Raw genomic sequence first — 12,505 nt, 5'->3', positions numbered from 1 at the left:
TCCGATGACTCTGTGGCTTATTGCGCGGGTTCAGCGCGGCGAAAGCGGAATGCGTCCGATTGAGTGATGGCAATCATCACCTCGCGGATGTTGTAGTTTTCGTTGCTGGCTATTTGATTGATCTCGGCCAGCGCACAGCTGTCTTTTAGGCCTGGCTGACGACCAATCGCAAACCTAAACCATTGCACGGCATAGCAGGCCTGGGTGTCTACACTGGTGGATAAGATTTGCTGCAGCTCGACATGGCCATCGAATAAGCCATCGATATCGGTAGTTTCAACGATCTCGCCGGTGGCATCGACTGGCCAAGTGCCCACCATCGAGCGCCACTGACCGTGGTCGTCATAATGGTCAAAGCCAAAGCCAAGAGGGTCCATCAGTCGGTGGCAGCCGCCGCAAGCGGGGTTGGTCACATGCTCGGCCCAGCGTTCGCGCGGTGGACTATTGGGGTCGCCCTCTGGTGCCTCCGGAATAAAATCTGCCGGCGGCAGCGGAATGACGCCACACAATAGTTGCTCACGAACGAATTTGCCGCGACCAGACGGTGGGGTGTTAAAGCTCAAGAAGCCGGCACGGCTTAAAATGCCGCCGCGCTGGATGGGGGCAAGCGCGTATTTATCGAACCCGTTCGAGCCGAGCGCGGTGGCAGAACCTGTCACGCTGTACAGGTCTTTAGTGACATCGTTCAAGAAACCATAAGACACGGAAAACAAGTCTTTAAAGTCGCCGTTGTCGGCGTAAGTTAGCTCAGTCACGGTGCGTACGGTATCTTCGATGGCTGCGATTGCTTCGGCCTCGTTGGCGGCACCGGCCTCGGGGTAGGCGAGTTTAAGCCACTCTAGGTGGAAGCGCCCAACAGCGACCTTTGCGCGCGGGTCTTGCAGCATGCGCCGTGCTTGGCTTTCGATTTGCGCGGGCGTTTGCAGCTGGTTGGCTTGTGCTGCCGATAGCAGCGCTGCATCTGGCGCACTGCGCCACAAGAAGAACGATAGCCGAGCCGCTATCTCGTGTGACGATAAAGGCACTACGCCCGACGGTAGGTGTTGGTCTGTACCAAATTCCAAGTGATATAGGAAATAGGGCGAGGACAATACCGCTTGCAGCATAGTAGCCAACGCGGTTTCAAAGCCACCAGCGGAGTCTTGGAAGATCGCCAGCAAGCGTGCTCTGTCGTCGGAGGTTAACGGGCGGCGGTAGGCGCGGCTGACGACATTATCGATAATGTCGTTAACGCAATTAACGTCTTCAGAGGTGCACGGTGCCCAACGGTTTAGATTGGCCGCCGCAGATTGCGCTACAGTGGCGCCAACTTCCATATACTGGTCGGTTTGTAAGCCAGAGATAGGCACTTCAACATTGATATTGAAGTTGCCCAGCTTGCCGTCTTTGCCGAAGTTGCCGGTATAGTCGTTGGTGTCGTTGAACAGCTGTGAAACTAAGTTTTGATACTCAACACGCGTCAAGCGACGTAGGCCGCCAAAGGCTGCATCTTCGCCTTGCTCGCAAGCGGCAATATCGCCCGCAAGCGGGACTTGTTCAACGGGAGCCTCTTCGGGAATCCCGTTAAAGCCCGCGAAGTTATCGAGGATGTAATTAGCGACATCGATGCTGCACTGACCTTTACACCAAGACGCCTTGGTAGCCGGCATGGCGATATCGATAAAGCTTGCTAAATTGTCGAGTGAAGAGCAAGCGCGGCATTCAGATGCGGTAAGCGCGCCGCCGGTGATAGCAGCCTCGCCTTTTTCATTGCCGTGACAGCCAAGGCATTGCTGACGATAAATATCGCCACCATTGGGTTCACGATAGACGACAATAGCGGAAATTTTGGGGTTGTCGAGGGTTCCTGTCAGCTCGATTGTTAATGTACCATCGCTGACCTCAACACCATGGTATTGGATGTCATGTGCGGCTAAAGGGCCGACTTGGGCTACCAGATCTAAGCCCGTAGTTACGGCTGTGCCCTCAAGTGCGATGTCAAAAGCACGAGCGCCGGCGGTATCGTGGAAGACTTCCGCAAATTTAAGCGTGATATCGTAGATGCCATTGGCCATGGGAATTTCGTAAAGTAAATTGCCCGCGTTCCATCGCTCCGATTGATAAAGCGCATCATTGTCTGTGAGATCAATTGCGCCTTCCGTTGAATAGGTATTGCCTTCACTGAAATAGGCATCGGCCGCGTAGCGAATGCCATCTGTGCCGGTGATTTCCTCGCCGCCGGCATTAATCGCCAGCGCGACGACGGGGTCGAATTCGAATTCTTGGGGCTGCTCTACAACCGATTGAGAACTCGCAGTGCTTGAAGATTGGAGGCTGGAAGTAGAGCTGATGGGGTTCGAGTTGCTGGAGCTCGTTATTTCATCCTTGTTTGAATCCGCTCCGCCGCATGCAGCAAGAACAGACGCAAAGACCACCGTTAGTGACAGTTTTTGGAAACGAAACATAGGTTAGCCTATTGTTTGATCAGTGAATTATTGTTATTGAGTATTACTCGTGTGGTTAAAGTGCTTGCTAGTGCGTTAAGAGGCCCTTGCTTGCACTGAACGCTTTTCACCGCGCCGAAATCGAATGCCTTTCAATTAACCGTCTGAATCCGAGTTCGTGAATCATGGTAGAGCAGATACTGCTTGGTATTTATGATGGTATTCACGGTTTTACCCGGATTATTATTTTTTTTTATCTTTACTGCCTATATTTTTCTTTTTTTGGCCAAAATTTGTGTTTTTAGAGGCTTTTTATTGGGTTCTAATTATTGGGGGTATAGGACCTGTTGAACCGACGTATTCCTGAAAGCGGGATAAAAAATGATTCGTCACTAAATAAGGCGATTACACATTTTTATTACGCGCTATGCACACCAAGGCAATCCGGATCTTGTTGACTCCCATCCGCTTGACTCTCAATTGCGCTTTCTAGGATTAAGGCGACTTTTCATTTAGGAACACATCTTGCGATAGCCTGAACATTACGTATTTTTCGTCAAAGTTTGGGCGGTTTTTGATGTCGATTTCTCTGTTTCAACACCTGCGGCAAGTGCCGCAGACGATGACGCGCGATAAGGCAATGCGCGGTGCTAGGGCTATGTGGCACGGCAATTTGTCTGTGCCTATCCTGCTGCTCATGCTGCTTGGCATGATGACAATGCCGTTGCCGCCTTTTTTATTGGATGCATTTTTCTCGTTCAATATTGCGCTTTCTATCGTGGTGTTGCTGGTGAGCGTGTATACACTAAAACCTACCGATTTCGCCATTTTCCCGACGATTCTGCTAGTAGCGACTTTATTACGGTTGGCGTTGAATGTGGCCTCTACGCGCGTGGTTTTGTTGGAAGGGCATCAAGGTGGCGCAGCCGCCGGTAAAGTGATTCAAGCCTTTGGCGAGGTGGTTATTGGCGGTAACTTTGCCGTTGGTTTGGTGGTGTTTATTATCCTTGTGATTATCAACTTTGTGGTTGTTACCAAAGGTGCAGGGCGTATTTCTGAAGTAAGCGCGCGCTTTACCTTGGATGCCATGCCGGGTAAACAAATGGCGATTGATGCCGATTTGAATGCCGGGTTAATCGACCAAGACGAAGCCCGAATTCGCCGGGCCGAGGTTTCGCAAGAGGCCGACTTTTATGGCTCTATGGATGGTGCCAGTAAGTTTGTACGCGGCGATTCCGTAGCCGGTATTTTGATTCTTATTATCAACATTATTGGTGGTTTAATTGTAGGGATGGCGCAGCATTCGCTGGAGTTTTCGGATGCGCTAGAAAAATATGTATTGTTAACCATTGGTGATGGTTTGGTGGCGCAAGTGCCGTCTTTGCTGTTATCGACCGCCGCGGCAATTATGGTCACCCGTGTGAATAGCTCTGAGGATATGGGCAACCAGGTGACCGGGCAGATGTTTGCCTCGCCTAAAGCGTTGGGTATAGCGGCGTTTATTTTGGCCATTATGGGGTCCATCCCGGGCATGCCGCATGTGGCGTTTTTAGGTTTAGCGGCTATTTGTGGCTCGTTAGCGTATTACATTCACTTTAAGCGTGATGTGGCCGAGCTAGTGGACGAAACCGACGATCGAGGAATGGGCGCTAGAACCATTAATGGCGAACCAGCACCATTAATGCCTAGTGGCGGTGGTGGCAGTGCGCCGGCCTTAGAGCATCAGCAAGCCACCGACGAGCCGGTAGAAGTCAGTTGGGACGATGTAACACCGGTTGATATTTTAGGCTTGGAAGTGGGCTATCGCTTAATCCCATTGGTGGACAAAAACCAGCGCGGTGAATTATTGGGCCGTATTAAAGGCGTACGCAAAAAGCTCTCGCAAGACGTAGGCTTTTTGATTCCACCGGTGCATATTCGCGACAACTTAGACTTACTGCCTAATGCTTACCGCATTACCTTAATGGGGGTAGAGGTAGGGGCCGGCGAAGTGTTTGCCGACAAGTTTATGGCGATTAACCCCGGTGAAGTATTTGGCCCGGTGAATGGCACGCCAGCAAAAGACCCTGCCTTTGGTTTAGATGCCATATGGATTGACGATAGCCAAAAAGACCAAGCGCAAACCCTCGGTTATACGGTAGTTGATACAGCCACCGTTGTGGCAACGCATTTAAACCAGCTAGTGCAAAAGCATACCCACGAGCTAATGGGCCATGAAGATGTGCAGAAGTGGCTCGATTTATTAGCCGAGCAATCGCCAAAATTAGTAGAAGAGTTAGTCCCTAACACGCTTACCGTTAACCAGTTACTTAAGGTGCTGCAAAATTTATTGCGCGAGCAAGTGAGCATTCGCGATAAGCGCTCCATCGTAGAAGCGCTAGCCGCACACGGCGATAAAAACGCCGATATTGCGGCATTAACGGGCCATGCGCGCGTTGCACTTTCGCGGCAAATTGTGCAAAACATTATCGGTAACGAGCCCACATTAAATGTTATTACCCTAGATGCCTCGCTGGAACACTTGTTGCTACAGTCACTGCAACAAGCACAAAAAGTTGGCGCGGACCCTTCAAACTTTATCGAACCGCAATTAGCCGAAAGGCTTAATCAGTCGTTAATTGAAGCGTCCAATAAGTTAGAAGCTGCCGGTGTAGCGCAAATATTATTAGTAGCTGCACCTATTCGCTCGATGCTGGTGAAATTTACCCGCTTCAGCCTGCCAGAGCTTCATGTGCTGGGGTACAACGAAATACCCGATAACAAAGAGATTTCGATTCAAGCCAGTGTGGGCGGCGAACTGCAAAATGGGTAAAGCCCAAGGATAAGCACCCGCACAATAGGATTACAGCTTTAAGCCGAGTAGGTGGAGGTAGGTTATGACAACAAAGCGATTTATGGCGAGTGATATGAGCCGCGCATTAAAAAAAGTGCGCGAAGAGCTTGGCCCAGATGCCATTATATTGTCGAGCAAGCGCGCTGAAAAAGGCGTAGAAATTATTGCTACCTTGGACGATACACCACCATCACCGGCTAAAGCGGCCAAAAAGCGTTTTGCCGCATCGTTTGATGATGAGCTGGATCAACCGCTCGCCAGCGATACCGAGTGGGAAGAGCACCACAATGCACAGCGTGTGGCCTCGAATACTCGCGTTGCGGCGCTGGCTAGCGAGGCGCCAGCGGAACCTAATTACAATGCCGAGCCCAGCCCGCAAAAAGCGCGTTTTAGCGAATCGACATCGGCCAATGCCGAGCGCTTAGCCAGCGAAATACAAGCTGCGCACGAACGCATGCTAGCGGCAAAAGGGCAGGCTGCATCGGCTATTTCTATTACCGATGACGAATACGACGTACCGCTTAAGGCCAAAGCGCCAGCGCAAAAACATACCGAGCCGGCGCCAGAAATGTCACAAAACCGACAAGTAGCCAGCTTTGCTCAGCAGGTGAAAGCACGTGGCCTTGACGACGAACATAGTGCCGAACAAAACAAACAATTACACAGCTTGTACGACGAAATTGCAGAAATGCGCATGTTGTTGGAAGAGCAAATATGGCAAAAACAATACGCTCCGCGTGCAGAACCCAGCCCTTTAACGGGCCGCGCACGTCAGTTGGCAACGCAGTTAGAGCAACTGGGTTTATCGCAAGGTTTAATTAAAGATTTATTAGTTTGCGCCAATGATGAGGAGCGCTTGCCAAATTGCTGGCGCAAGGCGTTGGCGATGCTGGCGCGCAAGCTACCGGTCGACCCGCACGACCCTATAGAGCAAGGCGGCACGTTTGCTTTTGTTGGCCCAACCGGCGTGGGGAAAACAACAACAGTGGCCAAATTAGCCGCGCGTTATGTGTTAAATCACGGTCGCGGCAAAGTTGCCATAGTCACAACCGATACCTACCGAGTGGGCGCACACGATCAGCTCAAAGCCTTAGGGCGCATTTTACAAGTGCCTGTTCGTTCTATTGAGGGCGAGCATCAGTTGAACGCGGTGTTATCGAGCCTTAAGCAATACGAACTTGTGTTGGTCGATACCGCAGGCTTTCGCCAAGGCGACCCAAAACAAATTGAGCAAGAATCGTTACTAGATGTCTGCCCCGGCGTGCAGCGGGTATTGGTATTGGCTGCCAATAGCCAGCAGCAAATATTAAAAGCCTCTTTACATGCTTACGGCAATAGCCCTTTGCGCGGCTGTATTTTTACCAAATTAGATGAATGCGCCAGCTTGGGCGAAGCCTTTGGCGCCGTCTGTAGCCATGAAGTGCCAATGCTATATACCGCAGCAGGGCAAGAAATCCCCGATGATATTCACGTGGTTTCATCCAGCGATTTAGTCGCGCAAGCGGTTAAGCTAGCGCGCCAATACGAAAACAGCGCACAGGCGTTGTCGGCCACCTGATGTACGGCGATGCAAGTCTTTAAGCAGCCTCTATACTTGATGAGGCACGTTGTTTTTTTGTTAAGTCGGCCAGTCAAAAACATGGCCGTAATTGTTCTTAAACCAAGTCCCGCAAGGGCTGGCAAAGATATAAACATAGAAGGATGTCGAGTTCATGAGTAATCATCCCGTAAAAGTGATCGCCGTAACTGGTGGCAAAGGTGGCGTAGGTAAAACCAATTTATCGGTGAACTTAGGCGTCGCTTTAGCCGAAATGCGCAGGCGAGTGGTTCTCATGGATGCTGACTTGGGCTTGGCCAACGTCGATTTATTATTAGGTTTAAATGCGCAATTTAATTTGTCTGATGTGCTCAGTGGTAAGCGCAGCTTACAGCAGGTTATGTTGCACGGGCCAAGCGGCTTGAAGGTAATTCCCGCGTCGTCCGGTGTGCAGCAAATGGCATCGTTATCGCCTGCTGAACACGCGGGTATTATTCATGCCTTTAGTGAAATCGCCGATCAAATGGATGTGTTAATTGTCGATACCGCTGCGGGTATTTCCGATACTGTTATTAGCTTTGTACGCGCCGCGCAAGAAGTTGTGGTTGTTGTTTGCGACGAGCCCTCGTCCATTACCGATGCCTACGCCCTAATGAAGGTTTTAAATAAAGATCACGGCGTGACGCGTTTCAGAGTCATTGCCAATATGTGCCGCACAGTAGCAGAAGGGCAGCGCTTATTTGGCAAACTTAACGGTGTGTGCGAACGCTTTCTTGATGCCTCGATTCAATATATTGGCGCCATTCCATTTGATGAGAATTTACGCAAGGCGGTGCAGGCACGTAAACCTGTTTTAGAATTTGCACCGCGCACAAAAGCATCGCAAGCGATACGCGTTGTTGCGCAAAAGTTGGACCAGCTGCCGGTGCAACGCAATGCCAAAGGGCATTTAGAATTCTTCTTCGAGCGCTTGCTGTCGGTGAGCGGCCAGAATTGATGGTTGGCCAGTGAATTCAGGGGCCGCTATGTATTCGCCTGCGCAAGTTAAGCGCGATATAAATGTAGAAGACTACGCCTATCTTGTGAAGCGTATCGCTTACCACATGGTGGCGCGTATGCCGGCATCCGTACAAGTGGATGATTTAATTCAAGCGGGCATGGTTGGCTTGCTGGAAGCGGCGCAAAAATTCCAAGATGATAAAGGCGCAGGCTTTGAAACCTACGCGGGTATTCGTATTCGCGGAGCCATTGTTGACGAAATGCGACGTGGTGATTGGGCGCCGCGCTCGGTACATCGCAATTCCCGGCGCATTAACGAAGCCATTGCTAAAATAGAGGCCCAAACCGGTTCCGATGCTACGGATATACAAGTGGCGGATGAACTCGAAGTGACCCTCGATGAATATCACAGCATGGCGCAAGATTGCGCCAGCACTAAGCTCTTTAGTTACGAAGACACCTTTGACGAAGAAGGCGACGAATTACTCACCTCAGAAGATTCTAGACAACACCAAAACCCCGCCGATACAGCTCAAAAGCAAGCCATGAAGGTAGCGCTAACCCAAGTAATATCGGGTTTAAAAGAGCGTGAGCAAATGGTGCTTAGCCTGTATTACGAACAAGAGCTAAACCTAAAAGAAATTGGCGAAGTGCTGGGTGTTAGCGAATCGCGCGTTAGCCAAATATTAAGCCAAACGGCTATGCGCATTCGTTCGCGCATGACTGGCTGGCAGCGTTAGCCCTTCTTTTTAGCAGGTCAATATCGCTGTTTTCTCGCGCTTCTAGTGCTTTATTCGCGCTACCTTTGCGGCCCGCCAGACGGCATTCACAGGGGTGTTTTGTACGACTTTTATTTCCCCTCGACTAAATTACAACGAAAACTGGCTAGCTGCAGTTGACGAGCTAGACTTATGGTTACTTAACACGGATTTCTCGCTTTTAGTTATTGTTAACTGGATGTTTGTGGTGGCAATAGTTAGAAGCTCCAACCGTTAATTCAAACTCAGGGTATTCCGTTTGCGGAGGTTGCATTGGACAAGAATATGAAAATCCTAATCGTTGATGATTTTTCAACAATGCGTAGGATTATTAAAAATCTTCTTAGGGACTTAGGCTTCACCAATACGCAGGAAGCGGACGATGGAGCAACGGCGTTGCCAATGCTAAAAAGTGGCGATTTTGATTTTCTCGTCACGGATTGGAATATGCCGGGCATGACGGGTATCGAGCTGCTAAAGCAGGTGCGCGCCGACGAGCGGTTGGTGACCTTACCGGTATTAATGGTAACGGCCGAAGCTAAACGCGATCAAATTATTGAAGCTGCACAAGCTGGCGTAAATGGCTATGTCGTTAAGCCGTTTACCGCGCAAGTGCTCAAAGAAAAAATCGATAAAATCTTTGAACGCGTGGGCTAATCCGCAGGGTTAGCATCTATTGCTTGTAAGGCGTAAATTATGGACCCAACAGATAACTGGCATCACAACGAACGCTTTCTCGGTGAATTAAAAGACCGGTCTGCGATGCTTGTTGAGCAGCTACAAAAAAATGATTACGAAGAAGCCTCTGCGGTTATTCGTTCCATTATGGATTCCCGGGATGAACATTTGTTTAACTCGGTTGGCCAGTTAACACGTGCATTGCACAGCGCGATTGTTAATTTTAATGTCGACTCCGAAACAAATGGCGCAGCTACTAATGCTGAAGTGGCAGATAGTGAAATCCGCGATGCTTCAGACCGCTTGCATTACGTTATAAATATGACGCAGGACGCTGCCGAAAAAACCATGGACCGGGTAGAAACAGCGGCACCCATCGCTCTTAATTTAGGCCGAGAAGCCAAAACCCTAAAAGACGAATGGGATAAGTTGCGACGTAGAGAAGTTAGCAAAGAAGAGTTTGCCGAACTTTATTCGCGCATCGATGGCTTTTTATTGCAAATGACATTGGGCGCAGACGAGCTTAATGAAAACTTACAAGCCATTATATTGGAGCAAGGTTTTCAAGATCTAACCGGTCAAGTTTTGAAAAAAGTTATTGGCCTTGTTACTGATGTTGAAAATGAATTGGTTAACCTAATGCGCATAGCCGGTAAGGTTGAGGCCGTAACGGGCATATCTCGAGATACAGACCCAGTGGCTGCCAAAAAAGCCAATCTCCCGTGTGAAGCAGAAGGGCCGCAAATCCACGCCGATACGCGTGACGATGTGGTTAATGGTCAGGATGATGTTGATGACCTGCTATCGAGTTTAGGATTTTAAGGAGCATTTATGTCATTTGGTGAAGATGAAGAGATACTCCAGGACTTTCTTGTCGAGGCGGGTGAAATTCTTGATCAATTATCGGAGCAACTCGTCGAGTTAGAACAGCGCCCTGATGATAAAGATCTGCTCAATGCTATTTTCCGAGGTTTTCATACCGTTAAAGGCGGAGCTGGCTTTTTACAGTTAAATAACATGGTGACATGCTGCCATGTAACCGAAAACCTGTTTGATATTTTGCGCAACGGCAAGCGTCCTGTAACGTCTGAATTAATGGATGTCGTTCTACAGGCGCTTGATACCGTCAATTCGCAGTTTGATGATGTTCAGCACCGCAGGCCACCACAAGACCCTTCACCGGAATTAGTCAGTCATTTAGAGCGCCTTGTTTCGTGTGAAGATTTAAATGCGCCAGCAGCACAAGAAAGCGCCGCGCCACCAGCAGAGCCAGAGCCTGCCGCCGCAGCACCTAGTGAAGAAGGCTTGAATTTATCGGACGATGAATATCAAGAATACATAGATGCCATTGCCGATGGGCCTGCAGAAAAACCATCTAGCGATAATACTCAACCACCAGAGGCGGCACCTACAAGTGCGCCAGCGAGTGCCAGTAGTGACGAAATATCTGAAGATGAATTTGAAAATCTATTAGATCAATTACATGGTAAGGGCGGTGGCCCAGGCGCTGCACCTAAAGCTCCAGCCAGTGAGGCTCCTGCGCCAACCCCAGCTGCAACAACCAGTGAACCTGCTGCAGCTAGCAATGCGGACGAAATATCTGAGCACGAATTTGAAGCGCTATTGGATCAGTTGCACGGTTCGGGTAAGGGGCCTTCGGTAGCACCGGCTGCCCCAGCCGCTAAAGCGCCAGCGGCGCCTGCAGCAAGCGCAAGCGAAGGTAACGGCGATTTAATTACCGACAGTGAATTTGAAGACTTGCTGGATCAATTACACGGTTCTGGCAAAGGCCCTACTGTAAACGGGGCAAAAACGACGAAAGCTGAAGCGTCTGAAAAACCCGCAGAACCAGCAGCACCTGCCGCTAGCACGCCGCCGGCTCCTGCGCCAACACCAGCGCCTGCATCAACACCTGCACCGGCAGCGCCCGCCAATGTTACGGCGATTGCTGCTGCTAAGCCAAGCACTCCTGCACCTGCACCTAAACCCCGAGAGGCTGCTGTTGCCGCCGCTGCCGGCGGGGGTGGTGGCGGAGGAGCGCCCGCGCCAGCAGCCGAGGCAACGGTGCGCGTTGATACACAACGCCTTGACGACATTATGAATATGGTTGGCGAGCTAGTGTTAGTGCGCAACCGCTTAGTACGTTTAGGGTTAGATGCCAATGATGAATCCTTATCAAAGGCTGTTAGCAATCTTGATGTAGTGACTGCCGATTTGCAAACCGCAGTCATGAAAACGCGGATGCAGCCGATTAAAAAAGTATTTGGCCGCTTCCCGCGCGTTGTACGGGACCTTGCGCGTAACCTGAAAAAAGAAATTACCCTAGAGCTTGTCGGGGAAGAAACCGACTTAGACAAAAACCTTGTTGAAGCGCTCGCGGACCCATTGGTTCACTTGGTGCGCAATAGCGTAGATCACGGTATTGAACTGCCTTCTGTACGTGAAGAAAACGGCAAATCGCGCGTAGGGAAAGTGATACTCGCGGCTGAGCAAGAAGGTGACCATATCCTTCTGTCGATTACTGACGATGGCGGCGGCATGGACCCGAATAAATTGCGGGAAAAAGCTGTCGAAAAAGGCGTAATGGACCAAGATGCCGCTGGGCGTTTATCGGATGTTGAAGCATTTAATTTAATTTTTGCCCCTGGTTTTTCGACTAAAAACGAAATATCCGATGTGTCTGGTCGCGGTGTGGGCATGGATGTGGTGAAAACCAAAATCACTCAGCTTAATGGCTCTATAGATATTGAATCTAAGTTGGGCGAGGGCACGCGCATAGCCATTAAAGTGCCGTTAACACTCGCCATTATGCCAACGCTAATGATTATGCTGGGTAAGCAAACATTTGCCTTGCCTTTAGTGAGTGTTAACGAAATTTTTCATATGGATTTGCGTAAAACCAATGTGGTAGACGGGCAAGAATGCGTGACTATTCGCGAAAAAGCGATTCCCATTTTTCACCTGAAGCGCTGGCTGGTAAAAGGCCCTGTTTCCATTGATAACCCCGAAGAAGGGCACGTGGTTATTGTCAATGTCGGTACCAGGCGGGTGGGCTTTATTGTGGACCAATTAATTGGCCAAGAAGAAGTGGTCATTAAGCCTTTGGGCAAAATGTTGCAAGGTACGCCAGGCATGGCAGGGGCAACAATAACCGGTGATGGCACCATCGCTTTAATTTTAGATGTGCCCAGTATGTTAAACCGCTATGTTGGGGCGATGTAGCTTTAGCTTAATGCATTGCAATGCTGCTTTTTCTGGACAGGTATTGCTGGTTTTA

The 12,505-nt window shown here is 49.8% G+C and carries 8 protein-coding genes; 7 read left to right on the top strand and 1 reads right to left on the bottom strand.

Annotated features, from left to right (window positions below):
* Positions 1–17: 17 nt before the first annotated feature.
* Positions 18–2,444, bottom strand: a complete 2,427-nt coding sequence (locus tag MARGE09_RS17585; protein ID WP_236984183.1) for a malectin domain-containing carbohydrate-binding protein — start codon at positions 2,442–2,444, stop codon at positions 18–20.
* Positions 2,445–3,000: 556 nt separating this feature from the next.
* Between MARGE09_RS17585 and flhA the strand changes: the two genes are divergently transcribed.
* The 7 genes from flhA to MARGE09_RS17550 all read left to right on the top strand — a co-directional run bounded on the left by flhA (position 3,001) and on the right by MARGE09_RS17550 (position 12,450).
* Positions 3,001–5,235 (top strand): flagellar biosynthesis protein FlhA, encoded by a 2,235-nt coding sequence (gene flhA, locus MARGE09_RS17580; protein ID WP_275068730.1) that lies wholly within the window; start codon positions 3,001–3,003, stop codon positions 5,233–5,235.
* Between the two features lie 64 nt (positions 5,236–5,299).
* Positions 5,300–6,814, top strand: coding sequence for a flagellar biosynthesis GTPase FlhF (gene flhF, locus MARGE09_RS17575; RefSeq protein WP_236984181.1), 1,515 nt, complete (start codon positions 5,300–5,302; stop codon positions 6,812–6,814).
* 154 nt (positions 6,815–6,968) lie between these two features.
* Entirely contained in the window at positions 6,969–7,790 is an 822-nt protein-coding gene (locus MARGE09_RS17570) for a MinD/ParA family protein (protein WP_236984178.1), read from the top strand.
* A 28-nt stretch (positions 7,791–7,818) separates the two neighbouring features.
* Positions 7,819–8,532: an RNA polymerase sigma factor FliA gene (locus MARGE09_RS17565; protein WP_236984177.1), complete on the top strand. Its 714-nt coding sequence runs from the start codon at positions 7,819–7,821 to the stop codon at positions 8,530–8,532.
* 291 nt (positions 8,533–8,823) lie between these two features.
* Positions 8,824–9,207, top strand: coding sequence for a chemotaxis response regulator CheY (gene cheY / locus MARGE09_RS17560; RefSeq protein WP_236984175.1), 384 nt, complete (start codon positions 8,824–8,826; stop codon positions 9,205–9,207).
* 39 nt (positions 9,208–9,246) lie between these two features.
* Positions 9,247–10,050, top strand: a complete 804-nt coding sequence (locus tag MARGE09_RS17555; protein WP_236984174.1) for a protein phosphatase CheZ — start codon at positions 9,247–9,249, stop codon at positions 10,048–10,050.
* Between the two features lie 9 nt (positions 10,051–10,059).
* Positions 10,060–12,450, top strand: coding sequence for a chemotaxis protein CheA (locus MARGE09_RS17550; protein WP_236984172.1), 2,391 nt, complete (start codon positions 10,060–10,062; stop codon positions 12,448–12,450).
* Positions 12,451–12,505: the final 55 nt, after the last annotated feature.

Origin of the sequence: Marinagarivorans cellulosilyticus (genome assembly GCF_021655555.1) — a bacterium.
Taxonomy (GTDB): domain Bacteria; phylum Pseudomonadota; class Gammaproteobacteria; order Pseudomonadales; family Cellvibrionaceae; genus Marinagarivorans; species Marinagarivorans cellulosilyticus.
The sequence above is the reverse complement of the archived record's forward strand: the minus strand, read 5'-3'. Positions and strand labels throughout refer to the sequence as shown.

Bases quoted from the DNA above. Each gene is read 5' to 3' on its own strand.
- flhF (WP_236984181.1), top strand. From the start codon at position 5,300: ATGACAACAAAGCGATTTATGGCGAGTGATATGAGCCGCGCATTAAAA.
- MARGE09_RS17570 (WP_236984178.1), top strand. From the start codon at position 6,969: ATGAGTAATCATCCCGTAAAAGTGATCGCCGTAACTGGTGGCAAAGGT.
- MARGE09_RS17585 (WP_236984183.1), bottom strand. From the start codon at position 2,444: ATGTTTCGTTTCCAAAAACTGTCACTAACGGTGGTCTTTGCGTCTGTT.
- flhA (WP_275068730.1), top strand. From the start codon at position 3,001: ATGTCGATTTCTCTGTTTCAACACCTGCGGCAAGTGCCGCAGACGATG.
- MARGE09_RS17555 (WP_236984174.1), top strand. From the start codon at position 9,247: ATGGACCCAACAGATAACTGGCATCACAACGAACGCTTTCTCGGTGAA.
- MARGE09_RS17565 (WP_236984177.1), top strand. From the start codon at position 7,819: ATGTATTCGCCTGCGCAAGTTAAGCGCGATATAAATGTAGAAGACTAC.
- MARGE09_RS17550 (WP_236984172.1), top strand. From the start codon at position 10,060: ATGTCATTTGGTGAAGATGAAGAGATACTCCAGGACTTTCTTGTCGAG.